At 51.1% G+C, this 21,516-nt stretch carries 18 protein-coding genes; 3 read left to right on the top strand and 15 right to left on the bottom strand.

Annotated features, from left to right (window positions below; genetic code table 11):
• Positions 1-21: 21 nt before the first annotated feature.
• On the bottom strand, positions 22-2,307 hold the full coding sequence (locus GON22_RS07950) for an MMPL family transporter (protein WP_160395578.1): 2,286 nt from the start codon (positions 2,305-2,307) through the stop codon (positions 22-24).
• 115 nt (positions 2,308-2,422) lie between these two features.
• Between GON22_RS07950 and GON22_RS07945 the strand changes: the two genes are divergently transcribed.
• The gene (locus tag GON22_RS07945) at positions 2,423-3,016 is read left to right on the top strand and encodes a TetR/AcrR family transcriptional regulator (RefSeq protein WP_237179073.1); all 594 of its coding nucleotides are present in this window, start codon (positions 2,423-2,425) and stop codon (positions 3,014-3,016) included.
• 69 nt (positions 3,017-3,085) lie between these two features.
• Here the strand turns inward: GON22_RS07945 and GON22_RS07940 are convergent, their stop codons facing one another.
• The 8 genes from GON22_RS07940 to GON22_RS07905 all read right to left on the bottom strand — a co-directional run bounded on the left by GON22_RS07940 (position 3,086) and on the right by GON22_RS07905 (position 14,136).
• Positions 3,086-4,330 carry an FAD-dependent oxidoreductase gene (locus tag GON22_RS07940; protein WP_160395576.1) on the bottom strand — a complete coding sequence of 415 codons (1,245 nt, stop codon included), beginning with the start codon at positions 4,328-4,330 and terminating at the stop codon, positions 3,086-3,088.
• Positions 4,331-4,340: 10 nt separating this feature from the next.
• The gene (locus GON22_RS07935) at positions 4,341-5,756 is read right to left on the bottom strand and encodes an MFS transporter (RefSeq protein ID WP_237179072.1); all 1,416 of its coding nucleotides are present in this window, start codon (positions 5,754-5,756) and stop codon (positions 4,341-4,343) included.
• A 5-nt stretch (positions 5,757-5,761) separates the two neighbouring features.
• Positions 5,762-9,076, bottom strand: a complete 3,315-nt coding sequence (locus GON22_RS07930) for an alpha/beta fold hydrolase (protein WP_160395574.1) — start codon at positions 9,074-9,076, stop codon at positions 5,762-5,764.
• 35 nt (positions 9,077-9,111) lie between these two features.
• Positions 9,112-9,918, bottom strand: coding sequence for a CPBP family intramembrane glutamic endopeptidase (locus tag GON22_RS07925; protein WP_160395573.1), 807 nt, complete (start codon positions 9,916-9,918; stop codon positions 9,112-9,114).
• Positions 9,873-10,940: a 3-oxoacyl-ACP synthase III family protein gene (locus GON22_RS07920; protein WP_160395572.1), complete on the bottom strand. Its 1,068-nt coding sequence runs from the start codon at positions 10,938-10,940 to the stop codon at positions 9,873-9,875. Before GON22_RS07920 ends, GON22_RS07925 begins: the two co-directional genes overlap by 46 nt.
• Before the next feature lie 17 nt (positions 10,941-10,957).
• A complete protein-coding gene (locus GON22_RS07915; RefSeq protein WP_160395571.1) occupies positions 10,958-13,273 on the bottom strand; it encodes a beta-ketoacyl-[acyl-carrier-protein] synthase family protein in 2,316 nt (771 codons plus the stop codon).
• 61 nt (positions 13,274-13,334) lie between these two features.
• Complete coding sequence (gene acpS, locus GON22_RS07910; RefSeq protein WP_160395570.1) at positions 13,335-13,739, bottom strand: holo-ACP synthase; 405 nt, start codon at positions 13,737-13,739, stop codon at positions 13,335-13,337.
• Positions 13,717-14,136, bottom strand: a complete 420-nt coding sequence (locus GON22_RS07905) for an acyl carrier protein (protein WP_160395569.1) — start codon at positions 14,134-14,136, stop codon at positions 13,717-13,719. The genes acpS and GON22_RS07905 overlap by 23 nt, the downstream gene beginning before the upstream one ends.
• A 515-nt stretch (positions 14,137-14,651) precedes the next feature.
• Here GON22_RS07905 and GON22_RS07900 point away from each other — a divergent pair.
• Positions 14,652-15,194, top strand: a complete 543-nt coding sequence (locus tag GON22_RS07900; RefSeq protein ID WP_160395568.1) for a hypothetical protein — start codon at positions 14,652-14,654, stop codon at positions 15,192-15,194.
• A gap of 85 nt (positions 15,195-15,279) precedes the next feature.
• Positions 15,280-15,531, top strand: coding sequence for a hypothetical protein (locus tag GON22_RS25690; protein WP_202113142.1), 252 nt, complete (start codon positions 15,280-15,282; stop codon positions 15,529-15,531).
• A 76-nt stretch (positions 15,532-15,607) separates the two neighbouring features.
• On the opposite strand, the gene GON22_RS07895 is transcribed toward GON22_RS25690, so the two are convergent.
• The 6 genes from GON22_RS07895 to prpB form a co-directional block, all read right to left on the bottom strand.
• Complete coding sequence (locus GON22_RS07895; RefSeq protein WP_160395567.1) at positions 15,608-16,870, bottom strand: YARHG domain-containing protein; 1,263 nt, start codon at positions 16,868-16,870, stop codon at positions 15,608-15,610.
• Positions 16,871-16,899: 29 nt separating this feature from the next.
• Positions 16,900-17,463, bottom strand: coding sequence for an NUDIX domain-containing protein (locus GON22_RS07890; RefSeq protein ID WP_160395566.1), 564 nt, complete (start codon positions 17,461-17,463; stop codon positions 16,900-16,902).
• 126 nt (positions 17,464-17,589) lie between these two features.
• Positions 17,590-17,937: a hypothetical protein gene (locus tag GON22_RS07885; RefSeq protein WP_237179068.1), complete on the bottom strand. Its 348-nt coding sequence runs from the start codon at positions 17,935-17,937 to the stop codon at positions 17,590-17,592.
• A gap of 121 nt (positions 17,938-18,058) precedes the next feature.
• Positions 18,059-19,501 (bottom strand): bifunctional 2-methylcitrate dehydratase/aconitate hydratase, encoded by a 1,443-nt coding sequence (locus tag GON22_RS07880; protein WP_160395564.1) that lies wholly within the window; start codon positions 19,499-19,501, stop codon positions 18,059-18,061.
• Positions 19,501-20,622 carry a bifunctional 2-methylcitrate synthase/citrate synthase gene (gene prpC / locus GON22_RS07875; protein ID WP_160395563.1) on the bottom strand — a complete coding sequence of 374 codons (1,122 nt, stop codon included), beginning with the start codon at positions 20,620-20,622 and terminating at the stop codon, positions 19,501-19,503. The genes GON22_RS07880 and prpC overlap by 1 nt, the downstream gene beginning before the upstream one ends.
• Entirely contained in the window at positions 20,623-21,510 is an 888-nt protein-coding gene (gene prpB, locus GON22_RS07870) for a methylisocitrate lyase (RefSeq protein ID WP_160395562.1), read from the bottom strand.
• Positions 21,511-21,516 lie beyond the last annotated feature (6 nt).

Raw genomic sequence — 21,516 nt, 5'->3', positions numbered from 1 at the left:
CGTTACAGTTAAAACGGGCGGCTAGCCCCGCCTCTCCACCTGTTCCCTCGCCTCTCTCTTTTTCGCTAGGCCTGGCATCAGTATGGCAAACCAATCGCGGAAACTCCACCAGTTCGCTTTGCCCAGCAGCTGCATAAAGACTGGCACAAGAATAGTCCGTACGAGGAACGCATCGATTAGAATGGCAAAGGCAAGCCCAACACCGAGTTCTTCGATGAGCTGAAAGTCAGCGAACAGAAACACGCCAAAAACAACAACCATAATAGATGCTGCGCCATTGATGATGCCAACGGTCGACACGATCCCATGCGTCACGCTCTCTTGATGCTGCCCTGTTAATCGGTACTGCTCACGCATGCGAGAGATCAAGATCACTTCATAATCCATGCTAAGGCCAAACAATAGAACAAACAGCGTCAGCGGCGTATTAATGTTAAGCGGGAATGGCTCCGCTCCCGGCATGTAGCCATATTGGTACATCAGAACGACGAATCCGAGCGTTGATGCGGTAACGAGCAAATTCATGATAATCGCTTTGAGCGGAATGATAACCGAGCGGAATGCCGCATACAGCAAGACGAAAGTTAACAACAATACAAATCCGATAATAAGCGGAAAATGGCTTAAAACCTCAGCGTCATAATCGAGGCCGGCAGCCGTTTCACCAAACACGCTCGCACTTATGCCGGCTGTTATCGCAGGTACGACCGTATGCCGGATGGCATCAACCAATGTACGCGCTTCGCTCGACCCTGCTTCCGTCTTCGGAATGACATAAAGGATTGTCGATTTGCCATCTCGGCTGACGAATGGCTGAAGTGCTTGCTTGGCTTGCTCTGGCAGGGGCTCTGTTGGAGTTGCTGTGAGCTTCTGCCATTGTTCAGCTGAACGCTGTGGCGTAATTAGTGTAACAATCGATTGCACAGACTGCACGTTGGGCAATTTCGATAGTTGCTGTACCGTTTGCTTTAGCTGATCGATAGACGGTTGCCCGAATACGTTATTTTGCGTTTTCAGCAGCAGCTTTACAGGAAAAGTGGCACCAGCGCCTGCGTGCGCTGTAACTGCCTCCATCCCCTGGCGTGCTTCACTATCCGCTGGCAGCTCATCGAACGATCCAGCGGGCAGATGCAGCTCGATATTCGTTAACGGTGGAATGAAGACGCCAATCGGCACAAGCGCAAGTAGCAAAAAGAGGATCGGGCGTTTCATGACAGATCGTATGCCACGTTGCCAAGCAGTCGGTTCCCTCTTAATGGCTGCTCTGCGTTTGTTCAGAATAGGCAGCTTCAGCGAGTCGATCTTAGTCCCGATTAACGTCAAAACTGCGGGCAGCAAAGTGATCGAGATGGCCACAGAAGCTACAACGACAATCGTACCGCCCAGTGCAATGGACCGGGCATAGCTCGTGTTCGAGAAAACAATCGACACCATGCTAATGGCGACCGTCGCGCCTGCAAAAAATACGGATCGCCCCGCCGTGCTGACAGATGCTTGAGCCGCTTCACGAACTTGTAGCCCAGCTGCCAGCTCCTCGCGAAAACGTTGTGTCATAAACAATGCATAGTCGATCGCAATGCCGAGCCCAAGCATCGTTATAATGTTCGTCAGCAGTTGGCTTAGTGCCATCTGTGTGGAGAAGAAATAAGCGCCTGCCATCGAGATGATGATGGCGCACATGCCTGTAAGCAGTGGGAGCAACGCTGCGGTAAAGGAACGAAATACGATCAACAGCAGCAGAAAAACGAATGGCAGGCCAATTTTTTCGACCATTTTAACATTATCCTTCGCAATCTGGCTTCCCTCGGCATTCAACGCGGGCGACCCTGTTAACAGCACCTTGAAACCATCAGCAGCCGATTCTGGCAGCTCTTGCTTGAGCAGTTTGACGAACTTCCTTGATTGCTGCTCCGTCATATCTAGATTGGCATAGAGGAAAACGCGGCGGGATGCAGCGTCGATCTGGTTCCTGCCTGTATCGTAGGGGTCTATGATGTTGCTGACGGATGGATTTTGTTTTAGCTTGTCTTCTACTTTCTTAACTTGCTCCTGAAATGGGGCTTCACTAGGCAATAAGCTGTTATGTTCAACAACGATAATGAGCCTGGATACTGCAAAACCATCGAATGCTTGCGCGATATACTGATTCGCTTGCGCTGATTCGCTTGCTGCAATTGTCAAGTCTCCACCGGACAGGTTATCATGAAGCTTGGAACTGAACGGAATCGACACCATCAGGATGATTAACCAAATAAACACCGTCGTTTTGGGATAGGCGGTTGACACCTTCCCCAGCTTGGATAACATGAATAGCCTCCTTACACCTATAATGGACTATGGTATGATATTGAACTAAGGTACATTTTACGTTCAACCGTTCGATTTCGCAATATGTAATTGTGGAGGTATGACCTTGACTTCAATGTCCCGCTATGAGAAACGCAAACAAGAAACGAAACAAAAAATCGCCGATGCGGCTCTTTCCCTCTTTACCGAGCACGGGTTTGACCAGACTACGATGGAACAAATAGCCGAGAAAGCAGATGTCGCCAAAGGCACGCTATTTAATCACTTTGCAAGCAAAAATGCGCTACTAAGCCACTTCGGCGAAATTCGGGTCCAGCTCATTAAGACAGCGGTTGAACAGAGCGTACAAGGCATCGACGGCGTAGTAAACAAGCTGTATGCGATCTTCGATGCATTAGCTGATGTGAATGAAGAAGATAAACCTTATGGCTTGTTAGTTGTGCAGGACTTCATGCTTCGTTATACAGGCGGAGAGCGTCGAAATTACAATGAAGCGTCTGCTGTTATTCGCGCTGTGATCGAGCAAGGGATTGCGTCAGGGGAGCTGCGTGGAGACGTGGATGCCCAACAGGCTGCAGCACTGCTAGGAGGAGTATTCTTCCACACCACAGTAGATTGGATACGGGGAAATTTCAGCCCACCGTTACGCGAGGCGTTCCGGGGGCAGCTGGATATCGTGTTCAGAGGCATTCAAACGACCGATCATTAACCACCCGAATGTTTAATGCTGCATATAATTAATATCGTAAAATATTAATCGGGTGGTCGAATCTCGGCATTATTTGGCGGGCGATAGCCCAATTAATCGCAAAAGCTGGCCAATTGGCGGATGTTGATGGCGATAACCGGACACGATGTTTAATTGTGTCTGCTGAATCGACGGACACCGCCCAATTCGACGAAATAATCGATTGCGCACATGCTGGATCGCGCTGCTCCGGACTAGCCATGCAAAGGTATGAATATTGCTCGTTTGCTGAATTAATTTGACGAATTTTCGCCGTTCAAACTCATAGCTGCGTAATGTTTGCTCGTCCGCGGATCCTGCTTGCAGCGCCTGGACGAGTGTGCGGCTTAATGCTTCTGCACCTTGAATCGCTAGATTCATCCCTTGCCCTAGCGCAGGACTTACCGCATGGCATGCATCCCCGAGCAGCACCGCCCCATCTGTCGCCCACTTCTTCGTATGCAAGTGAAACGATGGTATAATTTGGACCTGTTTCATGTCTGTAATCTGCCCAATCTGTTCCTCGAATCTTGGATAAAATGCGGCGGCCATTGCTCGAATGCCTTCGGCCCCTCGCTCTTGATTGGCTCGCCACTTCTCCTTCGTCAACGCCAGATACATGCGAACGCGCTGCTGAGGCAGCGGGAAAATGCCGCAGCCCATCCCATCGCCGAACAGAAATTCGACCTCTCCTGGCGGAGCGGAGGGCAGCGTGAGTGTGAACGCGCAAATTTTCGCCTTTTTGTCCTCATACGGATAAAGCTCGAATGGAACGCCTAGCTGCTCTCGCACGATGGAACGGATGCCGTCTGCTCCGACAAGTATTTTACTGCGGAATATGGCCGGTTCTTTATTAAGTGTCCCTTCTAGCCCAACGACGCGTTCTCCCTCTCGGATGAGCTTCGTGCCATTCACACCTGTTACGAATGTCACATTCGGCAACTCTGTTGCAGCTCGCAGCACTTCCTCGTGAATAAGGTAATGGTCGCCATTTAGCCCATATCGATAAGGAATGTCGAGCTCAGTGTAGTTGGCTGTAATGCATTTATCCGTTCCAATCCCGTAGCTCATCTTCGTCACTTGCATACAATGCTGTTCCACCTGCGGCAGTACGCCAATCTGGTGCAAAATCTCGATGGACACCGGCTGCAGAAACTCCCCTTTATAGATGCGAGGAAACGCCCGCTGCCGTTCAATAATTGTAACGGCATATCCTTGCCTGCCCAGCATTAGCGCTAACGTCGCTCCGGCAATGCCTCCCCCAACGATTAGAACATCACATTCAATCTTGTCCATTGTCCTCTGTTCACGCTCCTTGCTCTTTCTGATGCTTCCAAATTGCCGCTTTCGTTCCTTGAAGCAAACAGCTTACTCCAACTAGCGCTAGAAGCCCACATAACCAAAAAACATCGTGCACGCCGTTCATCACAAACGAATATTGAGAGGCTTGCTCCGTTAAAGTTTCTTCTGGGGTTAAGCCTGTAAACTCGCCATCCCAATGGAAAGATGCTGGAAGTGATCGTTTGAACAAAAATGCAGCAATGATAACGCCTAACGAACCGCCCATCGACCGAAAAAACGATAGAAATGCCGTCAGCATGCCTTTCTCCGACCACTCTGCCCCGTGCTGAACATAAGCGGATAATAAAGGCATAAGAAAGCCGGTACCGAGCCCGATCAGGCCCGCAGCGAGATACAATGCTCCATCTGGCCAGGAATTAGCCATCATCGCAACTAAAGCATCACCGATGAGCATGCCCAATAAACCAGCGAACATGATTGCGCGGCTAGATAATGCCCTTAGCAAATACCCGCAACTAATGGTTGCAATAACTGCCCCCAGCGTTAAGGGAAGCAGAACTTGTCCTGCTTCCTTTGCTTGAAAGCCTAAGCCCCATAAGGCCACGAACGGCAAGAACGTTATCGCTACGAACGTATTCGCGCCCATCACCGCCGCAATCATATAGATTCTGCGAATGTCCCTTCTTCCCATGAGCTTCAGATCGACAATTGGGTCCTGTGCTGCGCGCAAAGACAAGAATAGCGCTGTCCCGAACAGCAGCGTACACACGATGCTAATCACTTGGACGAAGCCTTCCGTTTCAAAAACGAGCAGGAATGCCGCTAGGCTGCCACACATGAGCAGCATGCCACGGAAATCGAAACGGCCATGGATCGCAGAGGACTGCTTTTCTTGCAATGCAACTGCGGTGATCAACACGATGAGAAGCACAATCGGCACATTAAGGAAGAAGAGCCATCGCCACTGCCAATGGAAAGCAACATAGCTGCCTAGTGATGGCCCTGCAATCGCGCTTAAACCCCAAGCTGCCGCGAACACGCTCTGCATTTTGACCCGCTTCTCGCCTTCGTACACATCGCCTACAATCGTTGAGCTTGCCGGTACAAGCAAGCCCCCGCCTAATCCTTGCACAATTCGAGAAACGATAAAGATCGGCATGTTCGTTGCGAAGCCGCAAGCGATCGATCCAAGCCCAAACAAAACAACACCGGCGAGAAAGGTCCGTTTCCGTCCCAGCCGATCGCACAGCTTCCCAGAAATTAGCGTGAATACGGTAGAAGCGATCATATAACCTGTCGTTGCCCAGGCAAACAAATCGGGTTCGCCTAAATCTGCTACGATAACAGGCGCAACGGAGGCGATTACCGTAAATTCCAGCGCACTTAATATGCTGCCAAGCAGCAGCGCGGTTACAAGCATTTTGTTCACAGTGCGCGTTCCTCCGCCAAAACAAAGATATGGCCAGTCGAGCCGTCAATTCGCACCTGCTGCCCATTCTTGAGCACTGACGTGGCATTGCCTGTGCCAAGCACCGCTGGAATCCGGTATTCGCGTGCGACAATCGCTGCATGGGACAACGCGCCTCCGACATCCGTTATGATGGCCGATGCCACCCCGAATAGCACGGTCCAAGCAGGCGTCGTAGAGGTAGTGACGATCACATCGCCGGCATGGACGGCAGAGAAATCAGCAAGCTCTTTCACGATGCGTACTTTGCCCGTTGTAATGCCGGGGCTGCCTGGCGTTCCGACTAAATCAGCATGATGCGTATTGGCCGATACACTGCGTTGCCGAGCGCGGGCAGCGGCTGCCGCAGCATACCGGCGCCATCCCGGCGGATTAATTTCATCCGCTATCGCCATCGTTCTGCGCAAATTCCACTGCTCGCTTCTCGATTGTGCGATATCAGACAGAGCGCTAGACGCGACTGCCGTTGATAGCTCTTCAAGCGTAACCGAGAAGATATGCTCTGCCTCGCGCAATCGCCCTTCCCGCTTGCAGCGTTCGCCTAGCTCGATCAGCAGCTCACGCAACCGCTGCCAGCCAAGGCCCAGGTAGAACGGCCGATTCTCCCGAATAACCGTATATTTCGCAGCAAGCTGATAGGCTGTTTCGAACCATCGCCCTTTGATTGGATGATTGCGGGCAACCAATCGCATATGGTTGAGAAGCTGTTCACGTTCCTCCGCTCGCTTAGCTATTTCGGCGATCGGATTCGATGTGGACGCCTTAGCAAGCGTCCTTAATAACTGCACCACACCGGCAGGATCATCCTTAGCTGTCGCACATGTAATGTCGAGATCTTGAAGCCGATGCCCGTGCTCTTGAAGCACTTGTGTAAGCGATGCAAGAAACTTCTGCCCTTCTGGCGTCGTGCCAAGCCTCTCTATCGGTTCATCCGAATGCTCTAAGATTTCCATTAACGATTCGCTCTGTGTGATTGTGGTTGCAAGCTGCCAATACGCGTAGTCGGCTTCGAGCGATTTGTTCATAAACCCTTGCAGCAGGCCAATATGCCCAGCAGGCTCCCGGCCATTCGCCAGCCAACGGTAATAGCGGGCCAACAACAGTTCACTCACCATGCATATGCCTAAGTAAGGGATGACAATGGTTGCAAAAGCATCGCCGACCGTTCGCGACAATGACCGAATGGCATGTACAAGCTGTTCCGTTGAACATTTGCGCAAGTCCAGCACCTGCATCGGCTTTAACTTTGCGAGATAAGCGTCCACCTGCTGGCCAAATGACTGGTGGAGCTGGCGATATGACTTCCACAGCCGAAACGGCGTGTTTATCCAACGCCAAGTCCGTTTGACCCGTACCGGCGAATACAGGTAGCCATCATACAGCCGATAAAGCTGAGGTGACAGGTATACCCCGATTGGATCAAGCCCCTTGTTGAACGATATCCCTTGCAAAATCGATGCAGTCATGCTGCTAATCGGCGTCTTCCCCCACTCCATAACCGCCCCCCAGCGAATATGGTAGCCATCGATCCTATGGTCATAAGACCATTTGTTCTGCATAGTTGTAATCGGGCGGGCCTGCAGCAGCAAAATCTGCTTGCCATCATACGCCCATTCGATGTCTTGTGGACAACTCCAGTAGCCTTCCAACTGCTGCCCGATTTTCGCTAATTGGGCTAACTGCATGGGCTGAAGCACAGGGGCCTTCGCTTCATCAGGGAGGAGCTGCTGTTCCGCCACTCCCCCGCCAAAGACGCTAACCAGCTTGAACGATTTCTCTGCAATTGATGCAGCTACGACCCGGTGCGATGCCGAATCTAGTGTGTACTCATCTGGGGTAATCGTGCCTGACACCCCCGCCTCTCCAAGCCCCCAAACAGCGTTCACGACCATATGCCGGACATGCGAAGCTGCTCTTGGATCTCGCGTAAACAAAATGCCTGACGCAACGGGCTGCACCATCGTTTGGACCAGAATGCCCATATGCACCTGTCCGTTCTCAACCTGTGCACGCTTGCGATACGCGACAGCCCTATCGGTCCAATACGAGGCTAAGCAATGGCGAACCGCTTCAAGCAGCTGTTCCCATCCCGTTACATTAAGCACCGTCTCATATTGGCCGGCAAAACTTGCTTCCCCCATATCCTCCAATGCCGAGGAGGAGCGCACTGCGACTGCAGCTCCACTCGTTTGCGAGAGCAATTGATCATAATGGAACCGAAGCTGCTGCTCGAAGGAAGCGGACCATTCGCCTGCCAAGGCAGCCGCTGTGATACAAAACGCTGGAGGAACAGGCAATTGCTGTTTGGCCAAATGGGCAAGATTTGCCGCTTTTCGCCCCACATGCTCGTAATCCCATATGTGGGGATCACTTAACGTCACGATAGCGGGAACGGCATCCCGTACGCGATAGTACCCGTCATAAAAGCCATCCAACAGAGGCAGCACCTCTTCCGGCGCACAATAAGGGAACATATGCCCCCCGCCAGGTATAACCTGCAATTCTCCGCAATTCGGAAACCGCTCCGCTAACGCCTCCATCTGCTCCATACGCAGGATGCGGTCTTTGCTTCCATGATGAATGAGCGTAACGGGACAGGTTACTCGCGGAGCTAATTTTTGCCCGTCATAGTCTAGCAGCAGCGGCAGCATCGAATATTTAAAAAACTTAGCAAATGACGTAATTTTGCTCGTTTGCGCCCCAATCTGCTTCCAAGTAAATCCGCTATCGGAACTGCCATAGTAGGCAAGCAACCGTTTCAATACCGAATCAGGCACCAGCTTATCAAGCGGGTATCTCTCCATCAGTTTCAAGTACGCTTGCATGAAAGGCTGTGGAGGAATACGGTACACATCCGCTACACAATACAGCGAAAGTGAACGTACGCGATCCGGATATTGAGCGGCAAAAGCAATCGCGACCATCGCTCCGTCCGAGTGGGCGCTCAAGTGAACCGACCGAAGCTGGTGCGCATCCAGCAGATCGCGCAGCTCCTCGACCCTGTCCGCAAGCGAGATCGGTGCCGTAATGCTTTCACGACGCCGGTATAGCAGCGTACGGAAACGGCGGGACAGATGGCGAATTAGCGGGCCATACATAAATTCAGAGCCTGTGAACACCGGAATAAAAACGAGCGGCTCTCCGGCTCCCACATCGATGACCTGCACCACCTTGCTCCCAACGGTTCTTGGTTTCCAGGCAGACTCGCACCAAGCAAGGTCCTGCTCGATCTGATGGTCGGTGACGCGGTATCGATTCGGTTTAACCGACATGTTAGTCATCCTTTCTCCAAACAAAGCACTTCAAGCTACTTATAGAGCATCACATAAATGACAATCGGCGACCAAAGCACATTAAGCGCATGCAGCGCTGCCGGCACGGCTAGATGACGTGTCTTCTCGTACAGCCAGCTAAATAATAATCCAAACATGCCAGCCCAGATGAAATAGGCAACGCCAGCCCACCACGGATACGAATGCTCCGGCATGATGAACAATAGCTGCAGGGCATGTCGTATCCCGAAAAATGAAGCGGAGCAGGCCGCAGATAAGCCAAATGTCCAGCGTTGCCGTAAGCCATTATAGAGCAGCCTGCGATAGAACAGCTCTTCGCCAATTGGCGCCCACACGCCAAGCAACAAGAAGGCGCAAATGAGTGTCATTATCTTGCCATGCCGAAGCGCGCTCTCTTGGAATATATTGCGCATGACATGCCATAGATTCGCATCGCTTGCCGAGGCGATATTCAGCCCTTGGAAGATGGCATAATAGATCGCTATGAAGCCCACGATGCAACTGACGCCTACAGCTAATCCAATGAAGAATGCACGTTTGGGCTTCCACAAGGGCTGCTGATGGGGCCAAGCATTAGGCGAAGGTCGAACAGCAAGTGCAAGCACGATGCAAAGCACTGAGTGCACCCACAAGAAAGGCGCGAATGGCCACCAGGACAGCGATTCAAGCGCACCGACAAGCGTGATGCCAATTGCCATTGCAATAATTACCGAAGTTGACGCTGTTAACCTCGCGCCTGATCGGGCACTAGGCACAAGAGATGGGTTGCCATTCATCATGCGCCCCGCGACCACCGCAGTAAGATCGACCCACACAGCCATTTGGACGACTCTGCGCCAACGATCATAAACAAGTCATTTGGCTTCAATAACTGCTTGCGGTTTACCTCGTCTAGTGCGATTAATACGCCTGCTGCCGACGTATTGCCCACCGTATCTACGTTAATGAAGAACCGTTCGGAATAAGCCGATAACGGGTTATCCTCCACCTGCGCTCCTTCTTGTATGCGCCGGAAATTCGCTTGCGGCACGATGATCATTTGCACATCTTCTGCCGCTGTTTCCGTTTTGTTTAAAATCCCGTTCATCGCATCGACCGCCATCTTCACGTCCATTCGCGATACAGCTTTATAGTCGTGATACCAGCGATGTGACCCTTCACTTACTGACTGTGCATTCATCGGCTGCTTCGACCCTCCTGCTGGATGGACGAATCCAGGCTCGATGCCAACACCAATAGAAGCGAGATACGTATCGATAATGCCAGGAGCAGCTTGATTCGGATTGCTCTGGAGCACGACCGCCCCTGCTCCGTCACCGAACATGACCAAATTGAGCAGATCGTTTTTCGTCAGGCTCTCATCCCCTTCCACATACGAAGGAACTGAGTAAGAAGAAGTAAGCTCGCTGCCAATTACGAGAACGGTGCGATAGTAGCCCGTAGACAGAAATTGATTCGCAATCGTAATCGCTTGTACGACACCATTGCAGCCAGCGCGCAGTTCAATAACGGCACAATGCTCGATGCCTAGTTTATCTTGAATAATGGGTGCGTTAGCAGGAAGCGAATAATCGGGCGTTGCAGTCACACTGATGATGAGATCAATGTCATCCGCAGCTATTCCTGCATCCTGAATCGCAAGCCGTGCAGCTTTCGCCGCCATATCCGTGTTCGATTCGTTCGCGATTCCCGTTATGGGATCAACCGCCCAATAGCGCGTTCGCGCGCCTAACGCCTCTGTCAAATCTTTGGCCACATGGCCGACAACCCCTACGAGCTGCTCCACTTGAACTGGTTCACCAGGTAAATAGGCGCCAGTTCCAACAATTTGTGTAACGTTCATGCCGAATCCCCTTTTTTCTATGATTTTTCCAGCAAAATAGCTACAGCCGTTCCTCCGCTATTGCGGGCATTCACGATAACGCGTGACGCATTCCGGTGTGCTTCATTCGAATCGAAATCCGCTTTTAATTCCATATTCAGCAATGCGCCAGCAAGGTTCAGCGCTGCTGCTGCGCCATAAGTTTCGCCAAACGCACTGGCGATTGTCGAATAGGCTGGCGAAATATTGCCATCGCTGAACCGCCCTGCGCTGGCTTTGCCTTGCCATTCTTCCTCGGATGACGCTCCCCAGATTGCATCAGGCAAACGTTGATCCGCTCCCAACACTTCGATCATCGCGCGCAGCTGCGCATCCCCAGCTGCCCGGTTATCTCCTGGCAAGGCAGCGTCTGACTTAATCGCATAACCGTTCAGACTGGCATAGGTCCTCGCCCCACGCTGCTTGGCATGGCTCTCTGTTTCTAGCACAATCGCTGCCGCCGCCTCACTCGTGAAACCGGCAAGTTGGCCGATGCTGCGGAACGCATCCAGCGCCTCATCGCCAATAATGTCAGAGCCAACGACGACGATCATATCGCAATCCCCGTTTCGCAAGCGATCATACGCATGGCTAATCGCCAGTGCAGCGGAAGCCTCACCCCCGTTCACAGTGCTCGTTGGGCCTAGCAGCTGGTAATGGGCTGCGATATATCCCGCCGCGCCATTATAGACGGAATTCGGGAACACCGACGGGCGAACACGCGTGCCCGGTTCAAGAACGGGCGAGTACAGCTCAGCAAAATGCTCGAAAACCGAATGGGCATGCCCCGTCATGATGCCAATTCGTGAATCGTTGGATGCAGCAGGTTCAATTCCTGCATCCGTTAACGCATCATGCACGCTGTATAGAGCAAATAAAGCATTGCGATCCATGCGCCGAATATCCTTGCGGTCGAACGATTGAGAGACTAGCTGCTCAACCTCTTCCGAGATGCGCAGATGCTTCTCCGCTATGGCTTGTTCTGCTTTTCGATTTTGCAAAACATCCAAGTAGCTCGACTTGCCAATGCCAGCATGTGTCACCATGCCGATCCCCGAGATAACGACAGGCTGTGGCGCCTTCTTCGAACGATTCATTGACTCTTCAGGATGGCTAAATGCTACGACGGCATTGTTTCCACCGAAAGCAAACGAATGCGATAACGCATATCGAATGTCAGCCTTTCGCCCACTGCCTCCCACAAAATCAAGCGGCAGCTTCACATCCGGATTCGACAAGCCGACCGTCGGCGGTATAAAACCATGTTGAATTGCACATATGGTCGCAATTCCTTCAATGACGCCGGAAGCGCCGAGTGTATGCCCTGTCGCCGCTTTCGTGCTGCTGATCGGAACTTGCGATGCGTAGTCCTTGAATATTCGCCGAATCGCATTCGTTTCGGACTCATCATTTTGCAGCGTTCCCGTTCCATGCCCGTTAATGTAATCAATCTGATGCGGCGCAAGGCCCGCGTGTTGCAAGGCCGTCTCGATTGCCCGTGCTGCACCAGCGCCTTCTGGATGCGGGGCTGTCGGATGATAGCCGTCCGCTGCCAAGCCATAGCCCACGACATTTGCATGGATGGAAACGCCTCTTCGCTCTGCACTGCTCATGCTCTCCAGTACGAGAAAGCCTGCTCCTTCTCCAAGCGAAAGCCCCGCGCGATCCGCGCTATAGGGCCGGCATGGGCACGTGTCCAACGCATCAACGGAATTAAACCCGCTATATACGGCTTCGACAAGGCTATCGTAGCCGCCAACGAACACGATGTCTGCTTTTCCTTCGCTAATCCAATCCCAGCCTACTCCGATTGCATTATTGCTCGATGCGCAAGCAGTCGAAATCGTCATCACCGGCCCACCTGAGCCCAACACATGGCTGACAAGCTCTGCAGCCGTGTTGTAGTAATACATCGAAAGCAGCTTCGGATCGCTAAATTGCCCATTACCATCAGCTTGCTCCCGTAACCATCTCTGGCCGCTTAGTAATCCGCCCGCACAAGTACCGATTACGACGCCGACACGATCCAGTGCAATATCGCTATTGTGATAGCGGGCCTGTTCCACGGCTTGTTCCAGAGCGGCGAGCGTTAAGCGAATGCCCCGATCATCATATCCGTGCTCAAGGAGCAAGCCTGAATCCACAAAGTCATAAATCGGGGCGCCTAGCTTGCTCTTGCAATGCGCGAGGGACAAATGGTCCACTGCTGTAATCCCGCTTACGCCAGCCGAAATCGACTCCCAGAACGATTCAACCTCCTGCCCCACTGCTGAGACGATGCCCATACCAGTCACGGCGACCTGCTGCTTCGACATACATGTCCATCCTCCAACGAAATGTAATAAGTTGCTGCTTAATTGCAAGCTATAACTGCCCTTACTCGCCCACCGCAATCGCTTGTGCAATTGAATAAAGTTCACAATGGCTAATGCTTACATGCACTTGTGCAATCTTGGCTTGTTCCTGCCGCCGTAATGCACCTCCTCGAAGCACAGGCCTTGGCTGGCCGGAAGGCTCGTGAACAATCTCGATATCACGCATAGATCCGATCTCGAGAATGCCTATCCCTATTGCTTTCATCACTGCCTCCTTCGCTGCAAACCGGGCAGCGAAGTAAGGCGTTTCGTTCCGATGGCTGCGGCAATAGGCAATCTCCTCATTTGAGAAAAACGTCTCTAAGCTCTCTTCATGCTCCTTAATAAACCGCTCCATCCGCTCACACGATACGAGATCAATCCCAATTCCCGTAATACGCAAATTAAGAGATTGCGGAATGAACATGCTGCTCGGCTTTCACAAGAACAAAAGTGAGGAAGTCAGTGACACGAAGCACCTTAAACAGATGACGGATATGCATGCCAGCCTCCACTGCGGCATGCGGTAACACAGCCTGTACTTGCATTCGGCCTTCCTCCGTTAACAACCCGTTCTCATCCCGGAAAGCTTCTTCACTGAGCGAGCCTCGAAAATAAGCAGCAAAATCAAGCAATTCGATCGAAATTTTCAACGATTTCTCGATGCTGTGCAACACATCCAGCATATCGATCGAGTCCATGCCAAGATCACGCTCTAGCAGCCCGTTTGGATCGATAACTGTTCCCTCTTTCATGCTTAACGTTTTTCGGATGCTGGCGAACACCGTCGATTCGATAAGCTCCGCGCCAATTCTCAACTCCATTTTACATACCTCCCAAATATTGATAGTAAAGGTATATCACACAGCCGGAATCGAAAACAATGCACTTTATGGAATCTTTAATATATTGTAAATGTAGTAAAATATAACTAGATCCATCAATCGTTCGTACTGCGACTTATGATAGGTCTGGGCACTGTGCGGGAGTTGAAAACGATTTATCAGGGCCATCCTGAGGCCGAAATGCAGGTGTGGGATTTCGCAAGCGGACTATTGAATCGATATTTGTAATCAAGATGGTTGATTATATTGTCCTGTTAGGTTCTGTCACATAGGCAGATGGTGTCATCAAGCACCTAGACAATAAGCCTATGTCGAATGTCGCTTCGCGTCGGCGCAAGCCAAAAAAAAGTTCAATTTGTTGCAACTTTTTTCGGCAGGAGAACGATTAGGGACGGCAAATAGGTGGGGGAATTTCCCTTAACAGAAACCAATTGGATGAACCGTTCGTCTAAGTAAGCGGAGTTAACTAACATTAGGTGGTGAAACCGATTCGAATGAAACGATGGAAAGCATTCATGCTCCCCCTATTTCTAGCGTTGTTAGCAGTGGATTTCGCTTGGCTTATCCTCCGATTGAACGGGTATGATATAGCCGTGTTTAAGCAGACGGGCTTGCTTTATCCAGTGATTATTACTTTTTCTATTCTCGCCATTGTTGGCGCATTCGTCAGCCGAAGAGCGTTTCTTGCTACGCTACTATTATCCCCATTCATCGCCATAGCGCTTGGCATCCTCCACTTCGGATCAATGGCATTGGACTGGCATTACGATGAGCTGCGGTCACCTGACGGGTCACGGACCATCATAATTGAGCATCGCGTGGCTACGCTCGGAGAGAGCAATTGTTTCTATCAATTTAATGAAGTTATATTTGGTGGGTTATTATTGCGGAGGTTGGAGGGGCAAGACATGTACATCATGCACAGGACTTCCGAAAGTGGTCTAGTTGTGCTAGGCGCCGCGAAGGCCATTTGGGACGAAAATAAAGCGGTAACTTTCCCTTCATTGGATGGTCCAAAACGTATTATTTTGCCCTAATGAGGCCAGTAAAATAGGCGTACGCATATGCCGCCCCGGCGTACTATATAGCAGACACGTTTACGTGCAAGGAGGTGTATTGCCGATGCACCCACATTGGAGGCCTTATCCGGCGAATGCTTATCCAAGCGGATATGACCATCCCACTGAACTGGGCCACCGTGCTCCTTCGGCGCCGGATATGCAGCCGTTGGTGCACATGTTCGCCAGCCTTGAGAGTCGATTGGACCAGATCATTCGCCTTATGGAAGAAAACAATCAATTGCTCCGATCGATCGAACAACAGCAAAACCGCGTCGTAACAAGCGGCAGCGGGTCTGTTATTGTTCGCATGTAACAAGCAGGCATAACAAAATAAGCGAGCGTAGGGGGAGTCCCTGCGCTCGCTTATTTTTTATCCGTATCCATGCGGATTAATCGTACTGCAGCGTTCCATCAAATACGTCAGTAATATCAGTTTTAGTGCCGTACAACTGATTTTGTTTTTCGTCTAACCGCAACCACCCCACAACACCTTGGGCATCATCCAGCCGAACCCGGTCATTATCATCGATACCCGCGAAATAAACCGTTTCGCCCTTCTTAAGCTTAACAGAAGAAACGGTGTCATCGGGCGAAGCCAACAAAGATAAATTCTGCTTCAAGACGAGCTTAGTGGCAGGCTCCATCGGGTAAAAATCTTGCTTCACCTGTTGCAGCTGATGATTTTTATCCAGTGCATAAGCAGTTTCCCGGAACCAAGTTTGGAATGTGCGAATTTCTTCGGCTCCCTTCACATGCCCTTTCCCATCGATCAATGAAGCATCAGCCATAAAGCCAGCTAAACCGTATTCGCTCATCGGTTGGATCGTATGGCCATCGTAATAATAGAAGTGAGTGCTGTAATCGCCGGCCATGCCGTAATCTTGAAACGCGAATTCTAAATAAGGATCACGCGTATCCAAATCGACGATTTGCACATACGGCAGCATTCCGGGAGTATCCCCTTGCAGGGTGGCCTCGTTTACTTTTAACGTCCACTCGGTAATGTCCGCGTCCACTGGAGATTCTTGAATCAATAGTTCCATGCGGTCCAAGTTTCCATCCCCGTCTAGATCTACTAATGAACGTAATTGTTTAAAATCATCGTTATCTTCATCTAGACTCCGGTAAGAGCGAATATGCCTGTCGAAATCGGCCTCATGCTTCAACCCATTACCCTTCACAAGGCCTTCATAACGTTGAATTTGCGCCAAATTTTCTTTTTCAACGGCAGAAACCTCTTGGCGATACTCACTATCCTCTTTGTACCAAGACTTCGTATGGAAGTACGCATTCAGATCTTCCCGCTTGAACACATAACCATGGCGGGCATAAATCTCATTGCGGGCAAGCTCCAAAAGCCTTGCGTCCAAATTGCTAATCTGTTCATCTTTAATGGCTTCTGTATCGCTGCCAGGAATAATATAATTACGAAGTGCAAAGTCTTTCTTATTTGGCGATGCCCCTGCATATGCTGTGGTTTGGACGTTTGAACGGTTCGTATCTGCCTGCTTATCGGCGCTTGGATCATTTCCACCCAAATTGGCCCAAATGAGATAGATCATTGCCGCAACTGCAGCTGCACCTCCGAGAACAATGAGATTAAGCTTCCGCTGCTTCCCTTGTACTGCTTGACGATTTTTGCGAGTCTCCAACTGTGTTCCATCCCTCTCTGCCAGCCTGTTTACAAACGGTAATATTGATTGCCCTGTGCAGCGCCGGCAACCCAAATGTCCTCCTGCAACCCCGCACCTTGCTTATGTATAGCAACATCTATAAGCCATTGCGTAAAGCTTGCGACAGGCATATGCTCCAGCTCATCCAACGCAAAAAATGCCGCAGCATCCACTTCAACGCCATCAGGCGTTGGCTCGCCTCCTACATATTCCATCTCGAATCCGATGTACACATTATGGATGCTGCGCGGCTGGTCGCGAAGGGCGATAATGCTCTTCACTCTCGACGTAACGCCCGTTTCCTCCAACACTTCCCGCACAACGGTAGTCCCGATATCCTCAAGCTGCTCAATATAACCGCCCGGATTCGTCCAATTGCCTTTGCCCGGCTCCTGTGCACGGCGAACGAGCAGGATTTTCCCATCGCGAATGACGAGAGCGCCTACGCCAATGCTATAATTTCCCCAGTGAACGGCACCGCACGCTTCCGACGTGCACACCCGGCGTTCTACACCATCTAACATCCGTGTCGCCATCGGGCTTCCGCATGTCACACAATAGTTAATCGACATCTTTCTTCCCCCTCTTCTGGCCATTCTCTCTTTCTTCCATCCTGCCAATAAAACCTATCATGTCACAAAAAAAAGAGCCTCGCAAGGCTCATAGCATGATCGAATATGTTCATTCTGCTCTGTCATCTACCATTTTCCGTTCTCAAAGCCATGGCACTCCAGCTCCTTTACAAATACCGAAATCCATAGAACACGATCAGTTATAGGGTCCGTTTCGATGTAAATGCCTTTAGGGCTGCAATAAACTTCCTCGAATTCATCATACACAAGGCTCGGTTCAATTTCTAAAACGTCATCGATCGGCACCCCGATTCGAATTTTATCAAATAACATGCCGGCATAGTTTCGCAGCGCTGTTATTTTCACTAGTTTTCCATTTATTAAATTGAACCATAGGTCCACCATATTCGTTATTTCATAACGGATCAAAAACTTGCCTAACAATGTTACCTTTACATCTTGTGCACTAAGCAATCGGTAAAACCCGCTAATATGGCTATATAAATTCAGATAAGCAACGGACTTTTTAGGCAAAAAAATAAGAGTGCCCAATTGCACTCCAGAAGTTTGCTTGCACGCCCGTATTATTTTCGATCTACACAATAAACAACTCCATGAACTGGGGCACCGGCAACCGCTCCAATGCCGCTTGATCGCTGCATAGTTCCAAAATTGCCCTCGCCTGCTTATCGGCAAACCGCGTTCGTACGTTCGATTCGAATTTTTGTTCCAGCAGCGGAATGCCTTCCTCTCTCCTCCGCCGGTGCCCGATTGGATATTCAATCTCGACGCGCTCAGTCGCAGTGCCATCGTTGAACAAAATCTGAATCGCATTCGCAATCGAACGTTTGTTGCCATCCAAATAATCACGTGAAAAACGGCTTTCTTCTATTGTAGCCATTTTACTCCGCAGCTCATCAATTCGGGGATCAGCGGCAGCCGCATCCTCGTAATGGTCCGCTTCCAGCGTTCCATGCAGCAACCCGATGGCTACCATGTACTGTAAACAATGATCCCGATCTGCCGGATTATGAAGCGGGCCTGTCTTATCGATAATACGCAGTGCCGACTCATGCGTCGTTATCTCAATGCGATCAATGTCATCAAGCCTGGCGACCGCTTCCTTGTGAAGGCGAATGGCGCATTCGACGGCCGTTTGGCCATGAAATTCAGCAGGATACGAGATTTTAAATAGTATATGCTCCATGACGTAGCTGCCAAATGGTTGATTTAAGACAATCGGCTTGCCTTTCAGCAGCACATCATTCAACCCCCAGGTTGGTGCTGTCAGGACGGATGGATACCCCATTTCTCCCTTAAGCACCATAAGTGCCAACCTCACAGCACGGCTCGTCGCATCGCCTGCCGCCCATGATTTGCGCGTTCCCGTATTCGGCGAATGGCGATACGTCCGCAGCGGATGGCCATCAACCCACGCATGGGAGACGGCCTGCGCAACCTCATCCTTCGTGCCTCCTAACAGCCGCGTAACGACAGCAGCCGATGCGACTTTCACAAGAATGACATGATCCAAGCCGACACGATTGAAGCTATTCTCAAGGGCAAGAACCCCTTGAATCTCATGCGCTTGAATCATTGCAGCCAGTACGTCACGCATCGTAAGCGGTTGCCCGCCACTAGCCAAATTCCGCCTGCTTGCATAATCAGCCGCTGCCAATATTCCGCCCAAATTATCCGACGGATGCCCCCATTCCGCAGCCAGCCACGTGTCATTGTAGTCCAGCCAGCGGACCATGCAGCCAATATTGAAAGCTGCAGCAACAGGATCCAGCTCATACGGCGTCCCAGGAACCCTTGCGCCATTGGGCACGAATGTGCCTGGCACAATGGGACCTAATAGTTTCGTGCAAGCCGGATACCGAAGCGCAAGCAATCCACAGCCCAACGTATCCATTAAACAATGCCGAGCTGTAGAATATGCCTCATCGCTATCGATGGCAGCTTCCGCCACATAAGTTGCGATGTCCATTAGCAGCTTATCCGGTTCTGGCCGGATGTTCGGGATCGCGCCAGACATTAGGAGCGCCCTTCAATCGCAACCCATGGCAGCTGCTCAGGTCCCGTATACTCGGCGATCGGCCGGATAATCCGATTATTATCGCGTTGCTCGATAACATGGGCAATCCATCCGCTCATGCGAGCGATAACGAAGATCGGCGTAAACAATGCGGTCGGAATGCCCATCAGCCGGTAAGCAGACGCACTATAGAAATCGAGATTCGGGAACAGCTTTTTCTTGCGCTGCATCACTTGCTCAATTCGCTCAGAGATTTGGTAGAGCTTCCAATCGTCCGCTTGCTGGGACAAGGATCGGGAAATGCTTTTCATAATATCCGAGCGAGGGTCGGATATCGTGTAGACGCGATGGCCGAAGCCCATGATAAGCCTCTTTTGCACCAGCATTTGCTGAACGCCCATCTCAGCTTCATCGGGGTTAGAGAACGCATCAATAAGCTCCATTGCAGCCTCATTGGCTCCGCCGTGCAGCGGCCCGCGCAACGTTCCTATCCCTGTCGTCACAGCGGAGTAAATATCTGACATCGTGGAAGCCGTTACCCTTGCGGCGAAAGTAGATGCGTTAAATTCATGCTCCGCATACAAGGTAAGGGAAATATCTAGCGCCTCTTCATGCAACTCATTGGGCTTATGGCCGTGCAGCAGCTGCAAAAAATGCCCTGCGATGCCCGTGTTGTCCGTCTCCGTCGAGATTCGAACGCCTTTCGTATGATAATGGCTCCAGTACAGCAGCATGGAAGCGCCGCTGGCAATTAACCGGTCGGCAATGTCACGCACTTCTTGCCGGTCCCGTTCGGGCTCGAACGCGCCTAGCACCGAAACGCCGGTTCGAAGCACATCCATCGGATGCGTTTGCGCCGGGAGCTGCTCAAGCACAGTGCGTAACCCAACTGGCAACCCCCGAAGCTTGGTGAGTTTTGCCTTATAGGTTTCAAGCTCCGCCTCACAAGGCAGCTTGCCATACAGCAACAAATATGCAGTCTCTTCGAAGGACGCAAACTGAGCCAAATCCTCGATCGTATACCCACGGTACGTTAAGCTTCGCCCTTTTTTGCCAACCGTCGCAATCTCCGTCTTGCCTGCTACAACTTCGGACAACCCTCCAGCCTTCTTGATCGCCATCTATTCCTCTCCCTTCTCCATGCCGAACAAACGATCGAGCCGCTGCTCATAATCGAGATAATGAAGGAATGCGTACAATTCGGACCTTGTCTGCATCTGGCCGACAACGGACTGCTGGGTCCCCTCTTCGCGAATCGCCTTATAAACATGCAGAGCTGCAGCCGACATCGCACGAAAAGCAGATAAGGGATAAAGCGCTAAGCCAACGCCTGCAGAAGCAAGCTCCTCTGCCGTAAACAGCGGCGTTAAGCCGAACTCCGTAATGTTCGCAAGCACTGGAACCTGTACGGCATCCACGAATGCCCGATAATCCTCCAACTTCGTAACCGCTTCAGGAAAAATCATATCGGCGCCTGCTTCGATGCAAGCTAACGCCCGTTCGATCGCATGATCGATCCCTTCTACAGCGAGTGCATCCGTTCGGGCCATGATGACAAATTGGCTATCCTGCCGTGCGTCGGCTGCTGACCGGATACGGTCAACCATCTCGGCTTGGCTGACAATCGCTTTATTCGGGCGATGGCCACAACGCTTAGCCGCAACTTGATCTTCGATATGAACGCCCGCCGCGCCTGCACGTTCCATCTGCTGAATCGTTCGGGCGATTTGAAATGAGCTGCCAAACCCCGTATCCGCATCCACGAGAATAGGCAGCTCCGTTACACTGCTTAATCTCCGCACTTCTTCCACACAATCGTTCAAAGTCGTAATGCCCAGATCCGGCAATCCAAACGATGCATTCGCTACGCCTGCTCCCGATATATACAACGCACGAAATCCGGCATGCTCAGCAATAATTGCTGCATATGCATTAATCGCGCCAACGACTTGAAGCGGGCGTTCCTCCTCGACTGCTTGGCGCAGCCGTTGTCCAGCACTTTGTCGCATTCGTTC

The organism is Paenibacillus sp. MMS18-CY102, assembly GCF_009789195.1.
Classification (GTDB): domain Bacteria; phylum Bacillota; class Bacilli; order Paenibacillales; family Paenibacillaceae; genus Paenibacillus_T.
The sequence above is the reverse complement of the archived record's forward strand: the minus strand, read 5'-3'. Positions and strand labels throughout refer to the sequence as shown.

What these genes read in the sequence shown, in the direction of transcription:
- GON22_RS07950 (WP_160395578.1), bottom strand. Translation starts at nt 2,307, where the DNA reads ATGTTATCCAAGCTGGGGAAGGTGTCAACCGCCTATCCCAAAACGACG.
- GON22_RS07945 (WP_237179073.1), top strand. Translation starts at nt 2,423, where the DNA reads ATGTCCCGCTATGAGAAACGCAAACAAGAAACGAAACAAAAAATCGCC.
- GON22_RS07940 (WP_160395576.1), bottom strand. Translation starts at nt 4,330, where the DNA reads ATGGACAAGATTGAATGTGATGTTCTAATCGTTGGGGGAGGCATTGCC.
- GON22_RS07935 (WP_237179072.1), bottom strand. Translation starts at nt 5,756, where the DNA reads ATGCTTGTAACCGCGCTGCTGCTTGGCAGCATATTAAGTGCGCTGGAA.
- GON22_RS07930 (WP_160395574.1), bottom strand. Translation starts at nt 9,076, where the DNA reads ATGTCGGTTAAACCGAATCGATACCGCGTCACCGACCATCAGATCGAG.
- GON22_RS07925 (WP_160395573.1), bottom strand. Translation starts at nt 9,918, where the DNA reads ATGGCTGTGTGGGTCGATCTTACTGCGGTGGTCGCGGGGCGCATGATG.
- GON22_RS07920 (WP_160395572.1), bottom strand. Translation starts at nt 10,940, where the DNA reads ATGAACGTTACACAAATTGTTGGAACTGGCGCCTATTTACCTGGTGAA.
- GON22_RS07915 (WP_160395571.1), bottom strand. Translation starts at nt 13,273, where the DNA reads ATGTCGAAGCAGCAGGTCGCCGTGACTGGTATGGGCATCGTCTCAGCA.
- acpS (WP_160395570.1), bottom strand. Translation starts at nt 13,739, where the DNA reads ATGTTCATTCCGCAATCTCTTAATTTGCGTATTACGGGAATTGGGATT.
- GON22_RS07905 (WP_160395569.1), bottom strand. Translation starts at nt 14,136, where the DNA reads ATGGAGTTGAGAATTGGCGCGGAGCTTATCGAATCGACGGTGTTCGCC.
- GON22_RS07900 (WP_160395568.1), top strand. Translation starts at nt 14,652, where the DNA reads ATGAAACGATGGAAAGCATTCATGCTCCCCCTATTTCTAGCGTTGTTA.
- GON22_RS25690 (WP_202113142.1), top strand. Translation starts at nt 15,280, where the DNA reads ATGCACCCACATTGGAGGCCTTATCCGGCGAATGCTTATCCAAGCGGA.
- GON22_RS07890 (WP_160395566.1), bottom strand. Translation starts at nt 17,463, where the DNA reads ATGTCGATTAACTATTGTGTGACATGCGGAAGCCCGATGGCGACACGG.
- GON22_RS07880 (WP_160395564.1), bottom strand. Translation starts at nt 19,501, where the DNA reads ATGTCTGGCGCGATCCCGAACATCCGGCCAGAACCGGATAAGCTGCTA.
- prpC (WP_160395563.1), bottom strand. Translation starts at nt 20,622, where the DNA reads ATGGCGATCAAGAAGGCTGGAGGGTTGTCCGAAGTTGTAGCAGGCAAG.
- prpB (WP_160395562.1), bottom strand. Translation starts at nt 21,510, where the DNA reads ATGCGACAAAGTGCTGGACAACGGCTGCGCCAAGCAGTCGAGGAGGAA.